This is a genomic window from Desulfobacter sp., from assembly GCA_028768545.1.
GTDB lineage: Bacteria > Desulfobacterota > Desulfobacteria > Desulfobacterales > Desulfobacteraceae > Desulfobacter.
The window spans coordinates 4,356,221-4,373,594 of the sequence record CP054838.1; the positions used below are offsets into that span (position 1 = coordinate 4,356,221).

At 47.4% G+C, this 17,374-nt stretch carries 19 protein-coding genes and 1 pseudogene; 5 read left to right on the forward strand and 15 right to left on the reverse strand.

What is annotated here, in order from left to right; genetic code table 11:
• Positions 1-11 precede the first annotated feature (11 nt).
• The 5 genes from rnc to HUN05_21175 all read right to left on the reverse strand — a co-directional run bounded on the left by rnc (position 12) and on the right by HUN05_21175 (position 4,877).
• Positions 12-1,568 (reverse strand): ribonuclease III, encoded by a 1,557-nt coding sequence (rnc, locus tag HUN05_21155; GenBank protein ID WDP87320.1) that lies wholly within the window; start codon positions 1,566-1,568, stop codon positions 12-14.
• 32 nt (positions 1,569-1,600) lie between these two features.
• The gene (dksA, locus tag HUN05_21160; protein ID WDP87321.1) at positions 1,601-1,963 is read right to left on the reverse strand and encodes an RNA polymerase-binding protein DksA; all 363 of its coding nucleotides are present in this window, start codon (positions 1,961-1,963) and stop codon (positions 1,601-1,603) included.
• A 115-nt stretch (positions 1,964-2,078) separates the two neighbouring features.
• Complete coding sequence (locus HUN05_21165) at positions 2,079-3,356, reverse strand: glutamyl-tRNA reductase (protein WDP87322.1); 1,278 nt, start codon at positions 3,354-3,356, stop codon at positions 2,079-2,081.
• A 19-nt stretch (positions 3,357-3,375) separates the two neighbouring features.
• Complete coding sequence (gene ccsA / locus HUN05_21170) at positions 3,376-4,149, reverse strand: cytochrome c biogenesis protein CcsA (GenBank protein WDP88176.1); 774 nt, start codon at positions 4,147-4,149, stop codon at positions 3,376-3,378.
• Positions 4,150-4,208: 59 nt separating this feature from the next.
• Positions 4,209-4,877 carry a bifunctional precorrin-2 dehydrogenase/sirohydrochlorin ferrochelatase gene (locus tag HUN05_21175; GenBank protein ID WDP87323.1) on the reverse strand — a complete coding sequence of 223 codons (669 nt, stop codon included), beginning with the start codon at positions 4,875-4,877 and terminating at the stop codon, positions 4,209-4,211.
• Positions 4,878-4,974: 97 nt separating this feature from the next.
• Between HUN05_21175 and HUN05_21180 the strand changes: the two genes are divergently transcribed.
• Positions 4,975-5,817, forward strand: a complete 843-nt coding sequence (locus HUN05_21180; protein ID WDP87324.1) for an amidohydrolase — start codon at positions 4,975-4,977, stop codon at positions 5,815-5,817.
• An 82-nt stretch (positions 5,818-5,899) separates the two neighbouring features.
• Here the strand turns inward: HUN05_21180 and HUN05_21185 are convergent, their stop codons facing one another.
• From HUN05_21185 to HUN05_21215, 7 genes are all read right to left on the reverse strand, one after another.
• Positions 5,900-7,699 (reverse strand): PAS domain-containing protein, encoded by a 1,800-nt coding sequence (locus HUN05_21185; protein WDP87325.1) that lies wholly within the window; start codon positions 7,697-7,699, stop codon positions 5,900-5,902.
• Between the two features lie 77 nt (positions 7,700-7,776).
• Complete coding sequence (locus HUN05_21190) at positions 7,777-8,466, reverse strand: response regulator transcription factor (GenBank protein ID WDP87326.1); 690 nt, start codon at positions 8,464-8,466, stop codon at positions 7,777-7,779.
• Between the two features lie 25 nt (positions 8,467-8,491).
• Complete coding sequence (gene phoU, locus HUN05_21195; protein ID WDP87327.1) at positions 8,492-9,118, reverse strand: phosphate signaling complex protein PhoU; 627 nt, start codon at positions 9,116-9,118, stop codon at positions 8,492-8,494.
• A 182-nt stretch (positions 9,119-9,300) separates the two neighbouring features.
• Complete coding sequence (locus HUN05_21200; GenBank protein WDP87328.1) at positions 9,301-9,768, reverse strand: ATP-binding protein; 468 nt, start codon at positions 9,766-9,768, stop codon at positions 9,301-9,303.
• 4 nt (positions 9,769-9,772) lie between these two features.
• A complete protein-coding gene (locus HUN05_21205) occupies positions 9,773-10,900 on the reverse strand; it encodes a fused response regulator/phosphatase (protein WDP87329.1) in 1,128 nt (375 codons plus the stop codon).
• A 3-nt stretch (positions 10,901-10,903) separates the two neighbouring features.
• Complete coding sequence (locus HUN05_21210) at positions 10,904-11,224, reverse strand: Hpt domain-containing protein (GenBank protein ID WDP87330.1); 321 nt, start codon at positions 11,222-11,224, stop codon at positions 10,904-10,906.
• A gap of 78 nt (positions 11,225-11,302) precedes the next feature.
• Positions 11,303-12,472, reverse strand: a complete 1,170-nt coding sequence (locus tag HUN05_21215; protein WDP87331.1) for an IS4 family transposase — start codon at positions 12,470-12,472, stop codon at positions 11,303-11,305.
• A 541-nt stretch (positions 12,473-13,013) separates the two neighbouring features.
• On the opposite strand from HUN05_21215, the gene HUN05_21220 reads away from it, so the two are divergent.
• From HUN05_21220 to HUN05_21235, 4 genes are all read left to right on the forward strand, one after another.
• Positions 13,014-13,262: a cytoplasmic protein gene (locus HUN05_21220; protein ID WDP87332.1), complete on the forward strand. Its 249-nt coding sequence runs from the start codon at positions 13,014-13,016 to the stop codon at positions 13,260-13,262.
• A 135-nt stretch (positions 13,263-13,397) separates the two neighbouring features.
• Positions 13,398-14,231, forward strand: a complete 834-nt coding sequence (locus tag HUN05_21225; GenBank protein WDP87333.1) for a substrate-binding domain-containing protein — start codon at positions 13,398-13,400, stop codon at positions 14,229-14,231.
• A 15-nt stretch (positions 14,232-14,246) separates the two neighbouring features.
• On the forward strand, positions 14,247-14,933 hold the full coding sequence (locus tag HUN05_21230; GenBank protein ID WDP87334.1) for an ABC transporter permease: 687 nt from the start codon (positions 14,247-14,249) through the stop codon (positions 14,931-14,933).
• Positions 14,934-14,935: 2 nt separating this feature from the next.
• On the forward strand, positions 14,936-15,976 hold the full coding sequence (locus HUN05_21235) for an ATP-binding cassette domain-containing protein (GenBank protein WDP87335.1): 1,041 nt from the start codon (positions 14,936-14,938) through the stop codon (positions 15,974-15,976).
• A 180-nt stretch (positions 15,977-16,156) separates the two neighbouring features.
• Here HUN05_21235 and HUN05_21240 read toward each other — a convergent pair whose 3' ends face one another.
• The 3 genes and pseudogenes from HUN05_21240 to HUN05_21250 all read right to left on the reverse strand — a co-directional run bounded on the left by HUN05_21240 (position 16,157) and on the right by HUN05_21250 (position 17,356).
• Positions 16,157-16,588: a hypothetical protein gene (locus HUN05_21240; protein WDP87336.1), complete on the reverse strand. Its 432-nt coding sequence runs from the start codon at positions 16,586-16,588 to the stop codon at positions 16,157-16,159.
• Positions 16,563-17,087 (reverse strand): IS630 family transposase, encoded by a 525-nt coding sequence (locus HUN05_21245; protein ID WDP87337.1) that lies wholly within the window; start codon positions 17,085-17,087, stop codon positions 16,563-16,565. The genes HUN05_21240 and HUN05_21245 overlap by 26 nt, the downstream gene beginning before the upstream one ends.
• A pseudogene (locus HUN05_21250) lies at positions 17,084-17,356 on the reverse strand (IS630 family transposase). The gene HUN05_21245 and the pseudogene HUN05_21250 overlap by 4 nt, the downstream one beginning before the upstream one ends.
• Positions 17,357-17,374 lie beyond the last annotated feature (18 nt).

The window sequence follows — 17,374 nt, forward strand, 5'->3', positions numbered from 1 at the left end:
GGCGACACGGGTCAGGAATCAGGATTCAATATGGCCAGGGCATTTCGTGCGGCATCCTGTTCTGCCGCCTTTTTGGTTTTCCCTTTTCCCCTGGCCTTGATGGACCCTAATATCAGACAGATTTCAAAGGTCTTGTCATGGTCGGGACCCATTTCCCTTTCCACAACATATTCAGGCACGGTGCCATAATGTTCCTGGGCATATTCCTGAATGCAACTTTTATGGTCCATGGTCCGGCTGAATACCAACATTTTTTTAACCGAATCCCCAAACAGGTCCTGGAGAATCACCCAGGTCTTGTCAAAACCCGCATCCAGGTAAATTGCAGCAATAACAGCTTCAAAGGCATCTGAAAGAATGGAATTTTTATCCCCCCCGCCAGACAGGAACTCTCCTTTGCCCAACTTTATGAACCGGCCAAGGTCAATTCTCCTGGCCATTCGGGCCAGGCCGGGTTCGCTGACCAGGTTTGAACGCAATTTGGACAATTCGCCTTCCGGCTTGGACGGATCGGCTTCCATGAGCATCTGTCCCACGCATAGACCCAATACGGCATCTCCCAAAAATTCCAGGCGCTCGTTGTCAGACTCGCAACTGCTCTGATTTTCATTGAGAAAAGACCGGTGGCAAAGGGCATTGGACAAAAGGGAAATATCCTTAAACTGATATTGAAGGTTCTTTTCAAGAAGATCCAGCCTGGGGGGATATCGCAGCTCGGTCAAACGTTCGGTCACAGCTTTGAACACAGATGGCCGGACCCTCAGGTCTCCTTTTCCCCGGCCAAGGTCGACCCCCTTGTTAAAGCTGCCGTGAAAATCAGACCCGCCTGTGGCCACAAGATTCTTTTTTCTGGCCATGGCCGCAAACCGCTCTATCTGCTGGGCATCATGGTCGGTATAAAAGACCTCAATACCTTGAAGTCCCTGGGCTGCAAGCATATCCACAAAGGGTTCAAGCCCCCGGCTGACCTGAAATTCCAAAAGGCCGGGATGGGCCAGCACCGGGATCCCCCCCGCGTCCAGAATCAGACCAATGGCCTCTTTGCATGAGATCTTAAACTTGTCCACATAGGCCGGTTTATCCTTGCCCATATAAAGGTCAAAAGCCTGCTTAAAACTGTTCACATACCCTTTTTCCACCAACAGCTCGGCAATATGGGGACGACCTGTCTGACGCGCCCCGAACCGTTTTTCCACCTCGGCCAGGGTGATATCAAAACCGATCTCATTCAGCTTTTCAATGATCTTGGGGTTTCTCTGTTCACGGGACTTGACAGCCTGGTTCAACACCTGATTAAGGCGCCTGTCATAAACGGAAAATCCATACCCCAGCATGTGGACACTGCCAAGGAATTTAAATTCTAAAGGGGGAGTACAGGATATTTCAACCCCTGTAATGAATTCCAGGGGATATGAGGGAACGAGATGGGCAATCTCTTTGACTCCGGCAATGGAATCATGATCCGTCAGGGCAATGGCCCTGACACCCGTTTCCCTGGCCAGATCAAGGATTTGTAAAGGCGTCAGGGAACCGTCCGAAGCCGTCGAATGTATATGAAGATCAATCAAGAATAATAATATTCGCCTTGGCTCTGCTTTTCTTAGATACCAAGCGCTTTCTCCATATCTTCTTCCCGGGTTTTACACTCAATACACTGGGTGGTCACCGGCCTTGCCTTAAGACGCTCAATGGAAATATCTTCTTCACACCCCTCACAGATGCCAAAGGTGCCGTTTTCAATCCGTACCAGGGCTTTTTTAATTTTTTTAATTAATTTATGCTCCCGGTCTCTTATCCGAAGCTCAAAACTTCTCTCAGCCTCATGGGACGCCCGGTCCGTGGGATCGGCAAAATTCTCTTTGGGCTTGGTCATGCCCGTTACCGTGCTGTCGGCATGGGAAAGCAGTTCAGTGAGCCTCTCTGTCAGCAAATTCTTAAAAAAATCAAGTTCTTGTTTTTTCATGGCCTTGTCCTCACTTTGTAATGTACAACTACCAGCGCATCAGAATTGAATATTATATTCTGATCTTTTTTCAAAGTAAAGACTTAAATTGCCTGTAAAATAAGAGCAAACAAAATTATTCTTTCTCTAAAATGTCCAAATTAAATAATTGACGGGCCACATTCAAATACAGGGAATCGTCACGATGGTCCCCTGTATTGCGTAAAAAAAGAATGGGATCATGTATGGCCCGGGTGGCAATGGCTCGGGTCATCCGCTCTATGGACTGGATATCCTGTGCAGACAGATGGCCCAACCCGGGCAGGGTTTTTTTAAACTCCATATCCACGATGCCCGTCATTTTATCGTTGATGGCCTTGATGGTAGGTACGATGGACAGGCCGTCCAGCCATTTTCGAAAGGCAACCAAAGCCTCTTCAACAAATCGTGCCGCCTTGACGGTTTCCTGCTCCCTTGCCTGAATATTGGATTCCACGATATTCTTTAAATCATCGATATCATAGACATAGGCATTAGACATCCGATTGATCCTGGGATCAATATCCCTTGGCACGGCAATGTCAATAAAAAACAAGGTGTTGTGTTTCCTCTTTTTCATGACCTGCTTGACCTGGTCCCGGGTCAGCACATAATCGGTGGCCCCGGTGGAACTGATGATAATATCCACGTCAGCCAGGGCAGCAACCCTTTCTTCATACTGAACGGCAGTGCCGTTAAACTTCTGGGCAAGGGTCAGGGCATTTTTAAAGGTCCTGTTGGCCACCACAATCTGCTTGACTTTATGGGCCATTAAATGCTCTACGGCCAACTCTGCCATTTCACCGGCCCCGAGCAGCATCACGCTCTTGGTGGACAAATCCGAGAATATCTTATTGGCAAGCTCTATGGCGGCATAGGAGATGGAAACCGCATTGTCCCCAATGCCGGTCTCTTTTCTGACCCGTTTTGCCACTGAAAAGGCCTTGTGCATCATCCTGTTGAGCAACACTCCGGATGCCCCCACAGTTACCGCTGTTTTATAGGCTTTCTTAACCTGGCCCAGAATCTGGGGTTCTCCCACCATCATGGAATCAAGACTGGCTGCCACACAAAACATGTGGCGGATGGCATCATCATCTTCAAGAATATAAAGAGAAGACCTGAATTTTTCCACAGGCAGGTCTTTATGGGAAGAGATAAACTCAATCATCTTTTCGATCTGATCCCCGGTTTCAGGGATATAGACAATCTCTGTGCGGTTGCATGTGGAAAAAACCAGCCCCTCCCGGATGCAGGGATCTTCTTTAAAAGATTCCAAAGCAGCCAGGGTCTCGTCCGAAGAAAAGGATAATTTTTCCCGGATTTCCACCGGGGCGGTTTTATGGTTGGCACCAATAAGTATAATTTTTGACATGGTTTGCTTCAATGTTTTGCTATTGGGTAAAGGCCTGGTGATGTCCGCCAAGGATCAGGTTCACGCCCAAAAAGGTAAAAATAATAATGGCAAATCCCACAATGGACATGATGGCAGATTTCCTGCCCCGCCATCCCGAATACAGGCGCAAATGCAAAAGAGCGGCATAGATCAGCCAGGTCCCCACGGAAAACACCTCTTTCAAATCCCAGCTCCAGAACCTGCCCCATACGGATTTTGCATAAATAAATCCGGTGACCAGGCCAAAGGTCAAAAGGGCAAACCCGGTGGTAATGCAAGTGTATGAGACCATGTCCAGAAAATCCAACGAGGGCAGCCGTTTGAAAAAAAATCCAGGACTCTTGCCCTTGATTCCCATCTCCTGAATCAGATAGAGGATGCCGGCACCGCAGGCAAGGCCCAGAGCTGCATCCCCGGTGAATATCAGGACAATATGGGCCACAAACCAGACGCCTTTAAAAATCTTATCCGGCGCCACAGGGGTTGACGGAAGAATAAGAACGGCAAGCATTGTGGCAGATAATATGCCAGTGGCAAATATCCCCAGGATTTTAAGGTTAAACCGATACTGGACATAGAGAAACATGGCGCCCAAAGCCAGGGCAGACATGGAAAGGCTTTGAACCAGGTTGTGAACGGGAAAACCGCCCGTGGTCACCCCGGCAATAATCATTGAGACCAGGTGAAGAACCACCGCCAGCACCACGAACCCGAAGGCAACCTTCTGAATTCTGTCCTTTTGATGAAAAAGATAACAAATATACCCGGCCATACTGATAAAATAGATCAGGGCGGCGGATTGCAAAAGCATATTGGAAAAATTCATTTTTATTATACTTCCTTGTTAGGGCGGGGTGCAGACAGGCGGTCAAAGGTAAAATCATCTCCCATTGTTTGGGCCAGCACAGCATCGATCTCGGCCATGTCACCCCGGGCGATCAGCCCAGCCAGGTCCGCTTCCACCAAGGCGTTTAACTTTTGTCTATGCCCCTGGGGATCATGGCCCTGGGCAAGCATTTTTTTTCTGATATTGGCCAAAAGGATCAATGCCTCACCATACTCGGGACCCAGCATTTCTTCCAGCTCTTTTCTTAACTTTCTGGCCATGGCAGGACTGGCACCGCAGGTGGACACGGCAACCAGAAGATCGCCCTGCTCCACCACCGAAGGAAGGATAAAATCCCCCTTGTCTTTGCCGTCAACAACATTGCATAAAATCCCTGCCGTTTGGGCGGCCTTTCGGATCTTAGAGTTCAAGGTCTTGCTGTCTGTGGCCGCAAAGACAAGGCTGATCCCTTCCAAATCCGAAACCTCAAAGGGCTTTTTAACCAAACAAATCGATTCGGTTTCAACAAGCTTGGCAGAAAACTCAAGGCTGACCACCCTGACCCGGGCATGGGCCTTTGCAAGCCCCACAGCCTTGCGGGCCCCGACCTGGCCTCCGCCCACCACCAAGCAGGACCTGCCTTTTACATCCAAAAATACGGGATAATATTTCATAATACCTTGGGGTATTCATTCCTTGTTTGAATAAAAGATTTAATATATATTGTCCCTTAGGATTTTTCAATATTTATTCATTTTGAGGACATTTGAAGTGATTATTGACTCTCACACCCACCTATTCCCTGAACAGGTCAAAACAGACAGATCGGCTTTTTTTGACAATGAACCTGAATTTAAACTGCTCTACAACTCTTCCAAGTCTAAGATCATAACCTTGGAACAGCTTTTGCCCACCATGGACCAGCACCGGGTGGACGTCTCAATTATCTGCGGGTTTCCATGGCGAAACCCGGACTATGCCAAAGCAAATAATGATGCCGTGATCGAAGCGGTGCAGTCGCACCCGACCCGGATACGGGGGCTGGCCTGTTTTGACCTGGCCTGGCAGGGCGCGGCCCGGGAAGCTTCCCGGTGTCTGGATGCGGGACTTTCAGGGGTCGGAGAGCTTGCCTTTTACCTTTCCGGCATTGACCCTGAAGCCATCCGCCTTTTGGAACCTGTGATGGCCCTGCTCCTGGAAAGGGGAAACCTGCCGTGCATGATCCACACCAACGAGCCTGTAGGCCACCCATACCCGGGTAAAACCCCCATCACCCTGGAACAAATTGATCATCTGGCCAGGGCATTCCCGGACAATAAAATCATCCTGGCCCACTGGGGTGGGGGCATCTTTTTTTACCACATCATGAAAAAAGAGATGAAAGAGCGGCTTAAAAATATCTGGTATGACACGGCGGCCTCTGTCTTCCTTTATGACCCCGGGGTTTATGATATGGCCGCGGCAGCCGGGGTGATTGACAAGGTATTATTCGGCACAGATTATCCATTACTCACCCCGGACCGATACTATAAGGACCTGGACCAATCAAACCTTTTGGAAAAACATAAAAAAATGGTGCTGGGAGATAATGCAAAAGACCTGTATCAGCTTTGAACGGGTCATAACGCAGCTTGGCTGCCACGGGTGCTGACCCTTGGGATGGTCAGCACCAGGACAGATTTTCAAATCGGCCAGCTCAGGCCGAAGGCAGGGTAATGGTAAAACAACTGCCCTTCTCCTTGAGGCTTTCCACCTCAATGCGGCCCTGGTGATATTGGACAATGTGCTTGACAATGGCCAGTCCCAGACCTGAACCGCCCTGGTCGCGGCTGCGGCCTTTATCCACCCGGTAGAACCGGTTAAACAATTTGGGCAGATGTTCCCTGTCAATTCCCGTGCCCGTATCACACACCTGGATCTTGATCCGGTGGCCGCTCAAGGTCACCTTGATGGTCACCTGTGTATCTTTTCCATTATACTTTACGGCATTGTCCAGCAGATTGAATATGGCCTGCTCCATGAGAATGGGGTCCACCCGGGCACAAATATGATCCGGGCATTGGACTTCGATGTGAATATTTTTCTCATCTACCTGTTTCCGGCAGAATTTAACCGCACCCTGAATCAACAAAGACAAGGGATGGTCCTCAAGCCGGATGTCGGTTCCCTTGAGACGCTCAAGACGGGCCAGGGCCAGAAGATCATCAACAAGGGTGATCATCCGGTTGACATTTTTCTCAATGATGCTGAAAAACCGGATAAATTCTCCCAGGCCATCCTCTTTTGGGACCCGGCTTTCCATCATCTGCCCAAGGGTCTCAACAAATCCTTTGATGGTGGTCAAGGGGGTTTTGAGTTCATGGGAAACATTGGCTGCAAAATCCTTGTGCATGGTTTCCAAAAGCCTTATACGGGTGATGTCATGGAAAATAACCAAGGTGCCCATCCGGTTTTCATTTGTATCATAAAGGGCTGTGGAATGGATATTGAGGATAATAGGTTCATCCCGTTCAATGACAATATCGTCTTCCACAGGCTCGTGGGTGGACAAGGCCTTCTGGATAAAGGTCTGAAGTTCATAATTTCTGGCCACTTCCAGAATATTTCGGGTTTTAAGCATGTCAGGGGCAAAATCAAAAATCCGGGCCGCCGCAGTATTGATGGTGATAATCTCTTCGTTTCCGTCAATGGCGATCACCCCTTCTTGCATGCTGGTATGAACCGCCTCAAGCTCCCGGCTCCTGTTTTTGGCATCCACAATTTTCCGGTCCAGGGTTCTGGCCATAAAATTCATGGACCGGGCAAGTTCGGAAAGTTCTCTGGTATCTGTCGAAGGCAGGCGATCAGAAAGGTTGCCCCGGGAAAAGGCCTCGGCCCCTTTTCTCATCTCTTCGATTGGGATGGTGATCCGCCTTGACACGTAAAGGCTGGCCAGTCCGGCGGCCAGAACCGTCAGGATCACGGTATAAAAGATGCTGTTGCGCACCGTTGAAATTTTCGTATCAATGTCTGAGATGGAAACCGCGGTGCGGATCACCCCCATATCTTCTTTCTGGTGGGTCAGCGGAAGGGCAATATACATCATGGTTTTATCCAAAGTGGAACTATACCGGATGGCCACCCCTTTTTTACCATCAAAGGCCGCCTTTATCTCAGGCCTTGCCTGGTGGTTTTCCATGGTTTCAACTCTGGCAAAGGAATCACCGATCACCTCTCCTGAAGGCCAGATCACCGTGACCCGGGTTTGAATTTGTCTGCCCACTTGTTTGCACAGAAGATCGATCTGCTGGGCATCGAGTTTGTCAAAAGAAAGGGCCCGGGCAAACCGGTCCTGAACCAAATAGGCCCGGACCGTTAACTCTTTTTCAGAATTTTCCAAAAAAAAGGTCTTAAAATAACGGGTTGAATACCAGGCGACCGCAGACAGGGATAAAAGGATGATGATGAGAAATGAAGGAAAAATCCGCCAAATCAATTTTGATTTTTTACGACCCATGAAAATTTTTTAGCCCAACTTAATTTACCAGTAAATTAAACAGCCCAAAGCCCGAATCTTGGTCGACCTTCAGCCCCCTATTCCTTAAAACGGTATCCCACACCCCGAACCGTTTCAATGCAGAATGCATATGCCTTGAGCTTTTTACGCAGGCCCACAATAATAACATCAATACTCCGCTCGGTCACGGCATAATTCTCCCCGTGGATGGCATCCACGATCTGGCCCCGTGTAAACCCCCATCCTTTTTTCTCGGCCAGAAAAGAGAGAAGCTCAAACTCGGACAGGGTCAATTCCAGTACCTCACCCTCAAGGGTCACGCAATGCCTGGCCCGGTCAATCACCATATTTCCTTCCTGGCGGACACGAACAGGGGTATCGCCTGAATGTCTATGCCGCCGCCTGAGGATGGCTCTGATCCGAGCGGTAAGCTCCCGGGGACTGAAAGGTTTTGACATATAGTCATTGGCCCCGAGTTCAAGGCCTGCGACAATATCAGCCTCTTCACCCTTGGCCGTGAGCATGACAATGGGGATATCCATTGTTGCCTGGTTATTTTTCATGTACCGGGTGACCTCAAGCCCGTCAATGCCGGGAAGCATCAGATCCAGTACAATAAGATCCGGGCAGGATTGTTTGGCAATCTTAATGGCCTCTTCCCCGGTCATGGCCTGGAGAATATTATACCCCTCTGTTTTCAAGTTAAACCTTATGAGTTCAAGAATATCTTCTTCATCATCAACTATCAGTACGGTTTCTTTGGACATGGTTTAATCCTGTAATCATTAATATTTAGGAATGCCGGATAATCTCGCCTTCAATCAGGTAAATCACTTCTTCGGCAATATTCTTGGTATGGTCTCCCACCCGTTCAATATGCCTGGAAATCAAATACATATTGATGATCTCTTCAACCATTTCAGGATGGGTTTGAATATCATCCTTCATTATCCTGTAGGCATCGTTTCTCATGGCATTGACTTGCTCATCCATTTCTCTGACCCGATAGGCCAGATCCACATCCTGGCTGACCAGGGCATCCAGGCTCAGTTTAAGCATTTTAGCCGCCTGTTCAGCCATGGCGGTATAATCATACTTAAATCTGTTGGAATTTTCAGCAGAAATTGTATACCGCTGGGCAATCCTCTCCAGGTCATTGTTAATCTTTATCACGGCAACGATCAACCGCAAATCCGCTGCCACAGGCTGGTACAAGGCAAGGATTTTCAGACACTCCTCTTCAACTTCGACCTCTTGCTCATCAACTTTAAAATCTGTATCAATAATGTGCTGGGCCTGGATAATATCCTGGGTTTGAACGGCATAAATGGCTTTTTTAAACCGCTCTTCCACCATGGCCCCTAAAGAGAGGATCTCTTTTTTAATCTTGTGCATGGCCCGGGTTAAATGGGTGGTCATCAACGTCTCCTGAATATGCATTTTCCTTCTTTGTATCAATGAAGACCTTTTATACCTGCTCTGTTAGATTTGTGTTAGCCCTTTGTTAAGGCCCCATTAAATCCTTGTCTCTCTGTTGCGCAAGAATTTGGTTTTTTTATGAAAACACATCAGAACCAGGCTGAACACCCCATGGGAAATTGTTAGTTTGGTTTAAAGACAAAAAAATCAGGCCCAATCTTTTTTTCCAGGTACAAGATATTGCCTTGAAGGTTATACTCGCACCGATCAAAATAGGTGGTCATAATCGGCATGCCCCTGCCGTGATCCGCCTTTTCATCCAAAAGCGCCTTTTTTGTGCTCTGCCAGTTAAACCCCTTTCCCTGGTCTTCGATGCGCAAACCAATGATATCTTTTCTGCCGATATCCAGAATAAAGGCCACCCGTTTATGGGGATCGGATTTATTTCCATGGCGGACCGCATTGGTCAACCCTTCGCGCATCACCAGGTTGACGGCAAAAAGATGGGGGGAAAATCGGGGGCCTTTGGATTCCAGAAACAAGGTGACAGCGGCGCAGGCATCATCAATATGAGACATGGTGGAAGAAAACAGGATCTGCAGTAAGGTATCAGATTGTGTTAAATCATAGATGTCGCTGCTCCCGGGCATGGGGCTACACCTCAACGCAAAGGAGGACCACATCATCCTCAGGCGGGGTGTTATCGCCGAACAACTGCCGGATCAGCACTTCCGGGGCCTTGCCATAGGGAACCTTTTTCAAACCGGCATAGGCGGGCAGAAGACTGTCGGCTCCGGTGGCCCAGGTAATCTTATTCTCAGCCGATTCCACCAGGCCGTCTGAATAGATAAAAAAACGGTCCCCCCGGGCAACGGAAAGCCTTTTCTGTCCAAAATTGGCATCGGAAAACATCCCCAGGATATCCCCTTCCGTCTTGACAAGATAGGGATCTTTGCCCTGGGGCATACACACCACCGGGGGATGCCCTGCATTGACGATGGTCAGCTTCATGGTGCTGCGGTTCAAATGCATATAACAGGCCGTCAGATATTTTCCCGGCGGCAGGATCTCCACTAAAACATCATTGATCATCTTCATGCTTTCTACCGGTGAGTAAACCGGGGTGCAGTTCTGGGCCAAAAGCGCCTTGACCGAGGCGGTCATATAACTGGTTTCAATATCATGGCCTGAGGAATCAGCCACAAAATACCCTGTGATATTTCCGGATATGTTCAAAATATCGTAAAAATCGCCGCCGGCCTCCTCAAGAGCCTTGTAAAAAACGCCGAAATTGGCATGGGGAAACTCTTGGGGCTGGGGCAGCATTGCGGCCTGGGCCTGGGTAACCTGGCGCAGTTTGCCTGCCTGTTCCTGAATCAAAGAATTGGTGGCAATGGAAAGCTTGAGGTGAATCCTTACCCGGGCCAGCACCTCCTGGGGGTGAAAGGGCTTGATAATATAATCCACGGCCCCCAGCTCAAACCCCCGAAGCTTTGCATCCACCTCTGACACACCGGTGAGAAAAAGCACGGGAATGGTGGAGGTAGCGGCATTGTCCTTTAATTTTTCAATGACCTCAAACCCGCTTTCTCCGGGCATCTCAATGTCCAGTAAAATCAGGTTTGGCTGTTGTTCAAGGGCGATCTTTCTGACATCAGGACCATTATCCGCCGAATATACCCCATACCCTTCTTTGGTCAGGGTTTTTTCAATGAGCTTAAGATTTACCAGGTTGTCGTCAACCACCAGCACAGTATAGGGCTGAACATTTTTCAAACCCATTTTTTAATTCCCCGGCAACTGGTTTTCAATACCGGTCAGGCAACGTTCAAGTTCGGATAAGTAAGCGGCAAACCCCTCAAGGCTGCCTTGCTTTCCCTGAAGCTCCATTTTCTGGGCAAGACCGGCCATCTCATCAAACCCCATATTGCCGGCAGCCCCTTTGATTGAATGGGCGGCAGCGGACGCATCCAAAGGATTTTGATCATCCATTCCCTTTTGGATCTTGTCCATATCAGACCGTGAGGTGGTGATGAACAGGTCAACCAATTCCAAAAAATCTTCCGCGTCAATTTCCAGCCGGGCTGCCAAACTTTCAAAATCCATGGAAACTCCTTGTATGACATATGATTTAGGGAAGAGTTTATTCACTTAAAAAGTATAAGGAAAATCAGTGATGTCCGGTTAGGTTTTTGCTTGCTCAATAATTTTTTGATCTTTGACAATATTGTCCCTGTTTGAACTATGAGAGCCCTGCTCCTCGCAGCCAAACAGGTCATTTAGAATGGCGGTTCGCAGCTGCCGAACTCTTTTGATCGTGACCTTTTCATTAAACTGTTTTTGGCAATGGATTGCCAGTAACAGGTAAGTGATAAGGCCGCCAAGAATCTGAACCATAAGGCCGTATTCACTGCGGGCAATGAGATGATATACCTTCAGATGTTCTTTCCACCATTTGAAAAAATCCTCAATGGTCCACCGGAGTTTATAAATTGTTGCTATTTGTTCCGCTGTTAAATCATGCCTGTCAGTTGCCACATAGTATTTGACGCCAGCAATTTTATAGCCAACAACCCGAACAGGCCTTTTCGTCTGGTTTTGATTCGGAGTACCAAGTTTAACCAGTGCATCATAAAAAATGTAGCTGTCGGAAGGGGTCTCGTGGTTATCAATAATTGTTCTTGTTGTCCTGGTTTTTATACGGCAGACAAAATGTTTGCCTTGCTCCTGAAGCAGGTCAAATTCTTTATGGGATTGATATCCACGATCCATAACACCTGTTTGCCCCTTGGAAAGTATTTTGGGAACAAAAGTGCGTTCAGCGCCGTTGCCTTCAGTCAAAAAGATTTTGTTTGGGATTCCGTGATTAATGTCAAATCCGCAATGTACTTTGGCTTTTTTACTTCCTTTTCTGTAGTTCGCCCAGTGCATTGAAAGGACTGCATTTATGAGACTACCGTCAATGGAAACCAACTCTCCTAACTCGGCGTGTTCACCCGGATGACACTCAAGAGCCTGTTTATAAAGATCCTCAAAGATAAATTGCAGTTGTTCGAGTCCCCTGTGATTGATGGCTTCACAGAAACTACTACGGCTGATACCACCGTCTGGCGCAATATTTTCTTTAGCAAAAACATTCTCCTTGAGATCCTGAATTAAATGTCGGGCAGACTTGTGCTCCTGAAGATGGAAATAAACCAAAGCATTTATCTGGTCTTCGAATGTCATTTTTAAAGGGCGGTCTCCTCGAGATTGTAATTCCGGTGCTTTTGAAAGTGACTTTATCAGAGGGCACCTGAAATTGTCAAAGTTCAGGGACCGTAGTTGTTTTTTAGGGACTGAGATGTGCGTCATTTGAGCTCCTTAAGTTAAATTTTCAAGGAGCTCAAAAATTTTTACGCACATTTGTCAACACAAAACCGACTGTTTTTTCAATGATTTTAGATGCTTTTTATATGCAACAACCTAACCGGACACTACTGAAGGAAAATAACTAAAATTGTAAACCTGCAAATCATTTTTGACCGCTGTCCTGGATATTTTCACCCCTATAGACCCTGCAAAAATCAATGAATAAAATCCAGCTAAACGTTGACAACCTGTTGGATCTGTCCCATATTTTGCCCTACACGAATTTAAGCGCCAACATCTGTACGACAAAAAGGAAAGCTGATTATTGATAAAGGAGAGGCCATGGGAGCATGTCACAGACATCGTTCACGTCAAACCCCTTACAAATGCGCAAAAGAAAATGTATTTTTCTGCAAGGAATGCCTGGAGTGCAAAGATCCAAAACACTATTGCAAATACCGACCCGACTGTGCCGTGTATATGATCACCCGAAGAGGACTTGATCCGAATGAAGCCAACGCATAAATTAAGTGATTAAAAAACAATGAAAAAAGACACCCACCAGTTTATCCAGGAGTACAAAGGAATTGCCGCCTTTGGCATGAGCCGGAAGACCGATGAAGAGACCCTTATATTCTACTTGCAAAAGTTCAGTGAAGATTCATTTATGAACGCCTTGATTCCCCGATTAAGTGATGAGGAACTTGAAGAGATCTATCTCAAGGTTAACCATTACCTGCAAAAACATATTTCCGAAGAAGAATACCATGGACTGTTTTTAAAGGACCGGTAGGCATTTTTTGTCAGTTAGGGTTATTTACACTCTTCCTGTTTCAAATCAAGCCATATTGGCTTGACAGAATTAACATATTACCATAGTTTTTAACCGTACCACCCCCTCTCAAAAATTAAAATCAAAGGAGAAAAAATGGACGCGAAAAAATGGATGTCAGGGCTCATGGCTGCCCTGTTTGTATTGGCGATTGCCTTTACGGCCCAGGCAGGCCCGAAAAAAGAACTTATGATGGCCACCACCACCAGTACAGACAACACAGGCCTTCTGGATTATCTGATTCCCCATTTTGAAAAAGAGACCGGGATTACGCTCAAGTGGACCTCCACAGGCACGGGCAAAGCCCTGAAGCTGGGACAGAACTGTGACGTTGACGTTCTTCTGGTCCATGCCCCCCCGGCGGAAAAAGCCTATATTGAAAAGGGATTTGGCAAGGACAGACGAGAGGTCATGTACAATGATTTTGTCATTATCGGTCCCCAAACAGACCCTGCAGGCATCAAGGGCTTATCCATCTCAGACGCCCTGGGCGCTGTAAAGGCCAAAACCGCTCCTTTCATGAGCCGGGGGGATGACTCCGGTACCAATAAAAAAGAAAAACTGCTCTGGAAAAACGCAGGCATTGACCTGCCGGACAAGGAAAAATGGTATGTCCAGACCGGACAGGGCATGCTTGCCACCATCAATGTGGCCCAGGAACAAAAGGGTTACACCATGACGGACCGGGGCACCTATATCAAATACCAGGACCAGCAGGGCGGCAAAGCCCCCCTGACCATATTGGTGGAAGGAGACAATATCCTGCTCAACCAATATTCTGTTTTGACCCTGGACCCCAAAAACTGTGCCGCAGCAAAGTATAACCTGGCCATGGCATTTTCCGATTGGATGGCCTCTGATTCTGCCCAGAAAAAAATCGGGGAATTCAGACTTCTGGGGCAAAAATTATTTATCCCCAATGCCAAATAGCCCCACCCTTGAATAATGGAATACCTTGCCCAAGGCTTTATCAAAGCGCTGGAACTGCTGATCAGGGGGGATGTTTCCACCTGGTCGGCCGTTTTGGCAACCCTAAAGGCCTCCAGCTGGTCCATGGGGATGAGTCTTTTGGCAGGCCTGCCCTGCGGATTTATTCTCGGATATTTTGAATTTCCATTCAAACGCCATGTCAGGACTTTGGTGGACACCCTCCTGGCCCTGCCCACAGTCTGCGTCGGTCTTCTGGTATACGCCTTTATCTCCTCCCAGGGCCCCTTGGGAGAATGGAAACTTTTATTTTCCCTGCCCGGGATTGCCATGGGCCAAGCCATTCTGGCCTTTCCCATTGTCACGGCCATCACCGCCTCCATTGTTGAAAATATTGACCCGGACCTGAAACTGACCCTAGTATCCCTGGGAGCCGGGAAAAAAGATATTATGTTCACCTGTCTGTGGGAGGTTCGGTTCGGCATTATTGCCGCCGCCGTAACCGCCTATGGCCGGGTACTCACTGAGGTGGGAATCTCCATGATCGTGGGGGGAAACATCAAATACCATACCCGGACCATTACCACGGCCATTGCCCTGGAAACCAACAAGGGAATGTTTGCCGACGGTATTGCCCTTGGAATCGTACTCATGGCCATTGCCTTTGGCGTCAACATCAGCCTCTCCTTTTTACGGAAAAAATAAGCATGGGTGATATACTCTATGAATTAAATCAGGTCCGCCATTATTACGGGAACAAGCAGGTATTAGACATAGAGGCGCTAAAAATCCCCAAAGGCAGCATTCTGGGCCTTTCAGGGCCCAACGGCAGCGGAAAAAGCACCCTGCTCAAAATCTTGGCCTTTGCCATGGCCCCCAGCCAGGGACAGGTTAAATTTAACAACCGCAAAGAACGTCCCATGTCGCCGGGAATCCGCTCCAAAGTCACCCTGCTGACCCAGAAGCCCTACCTTCTCAAGCGGACCGTGTTCGACAACGTCATTTACGGCCTTAAAATCCGAAAAGACAAGGATAATCTTCACCAGCGGGCCGCCCATGCCCTGGAACGGGTAGGCCTGAATTATGATGATTTTCACCATCGGTTCTGGGATGAACTTTCAGGCGGAGAAGCCCAGCGGGTCGCCATGGCCGCCCGGTTAATCCTGCACCCCATGGCCCTTTTATTGGATGAACCCGTCGCCAGCGTGGATACCAAAAGCGCAACCCTTATCCGCAAGGCGGCCATGTCGGCAAAAAAAAGCTGGGGCTGCACCCTGGTCATTGTCAGCCACGACCTTTCCTGGCTTCACCAATGCAGCGACACAAAGATTTCCATGGCAGAGGGACGGATATTTTCAACCGGAGAAGAAAGCATGATTCCCCGGCCATACACCCTTCTTCAGGACAGCGGGTCAGCCCATCCCAAGGACAGGGTTCTGGTCAAGGATCTGGGAAAAAATGCATTTATCCGGCTATCCCCGAAAACCGGGAAAACCGCCGTGATCCCCAAGGAAAAAATCAAACTCTGTTTGTCAAAAGAAAATAACAACGGGTATGATAATCAGATCAGGGCCAGCATCACCCAGATGCTGCTGGAACAAAAAAACAACAATATCCTGACCACCATTCAGGTAGACAGCTTTTCTTTAACCCTGAGCCTGTCCCATGACCAGGTAAAAGCGCAAAGCCTGTTTCCGGGCAAACAGATCATCCTCATGTTCCGGGCACGGGACATTGCCTGGCGCTGACCCAGGCTTTTTTTACCCCAGGGCTGCCTCCCCCAGAGTCTGGCAGAACCTAAAAAAGCCCCATCTTCTTTGGTCCCAAAGCGTTGCGGTAAACGATTCCGCTCCAGGGTGTCAATGTATAAAATGGGCTCATTAACAATTAAGTCACCGGGAGAATCACAAGGGGCTGGGGATGTTTTTCTAATTTACTTTTCGAAACGTCATGATATCTGTAAAAAGGTTTTCTAAATCTTTTGATTTTATAAAGTTTATTATATTTTCAGATGAATCCGTAATCATGGGCTCCACTCTTATGGTCTCAGATTTTGAGTTTGATTCTTCCGGCACATCCTTAACTGAAACAACACCAACGAGTTCACCATCTTTAATTGATTTATTAACTAAATCTGAATCCATAAAGCTAACGGATAAAACCTTATTTTCATTGGTCAGCAAATATTTGAAAAACAAATAATCTTTGTTTTTCTTAGAAATATTTCTGGATTCATCTAAAAACTGAAAATTCCCAAAATACTGTTTATCAATTACGGTAGGATACATTGTAAAAAAGCCAAAATCTAAGGAAAGATTATAGCAATGCCGATAATTATTTATACATCCTGATAATTTCATCAATCGTTTCGTTTTCATTGTATTCACGGATGGTTTTTAGGGCCGCAAAATCGTGTTCAATCGGATTGAGATCCGGTGAATACGGGGGCAAAAACAAAAGAGCTGCACCAGTTCTTTCTATCAAATATTTGGTTTCTTCGCCCTTGTGGAAGGATGCGTTATCCATCACAACGACATGATTATCGTTCAGATGTGGACTCAACTGGTGTTCGATCCAAGCATTAAAGATATCCGCATTGCATGTTCCCTGAAACAAAAATGGTTCTTCAAAACTATATTCGATGCGGGCAGCAATCAAAGACGTTCGAGGGTGCTTTGTTCCTGCAATCAAACCATGAACACGCTGCCCTTTGAGAGCATATCCATAGCGACGGGTTGTATAAGGCGAAAAGCCGCTTTCATCAACATAAACAAACGTTTTGCAACGACGTACATAACGTTCACGAAGACGAAGATATGCCTTTCTTTTGCTGTCGCTTCGCTCCCTGTATCCCGTCATCTTTTTTTTCGAGTGATTCCGAGTTGTTTCATATTATACCAGATACAGGCACGGGATACTCCGAAATGCTGCGCCCTTTCCGATTGTGTCATGTCATCATTTGTCTCCACATGGAGGCGCAAAGCTTCCAGATCCAAACTTCGTGGTCCTTTTGGACCGGGTTTCTTGTATGACAAACCATCTTCGGCAGACGTCCAGTTGTGAACACTTCCACGGGATACATTAAACTGACTGGCAGCTTCCGTCTTGCTTCCTCCATTTTCTACAAAATCTCAGTAGTGTCCGGT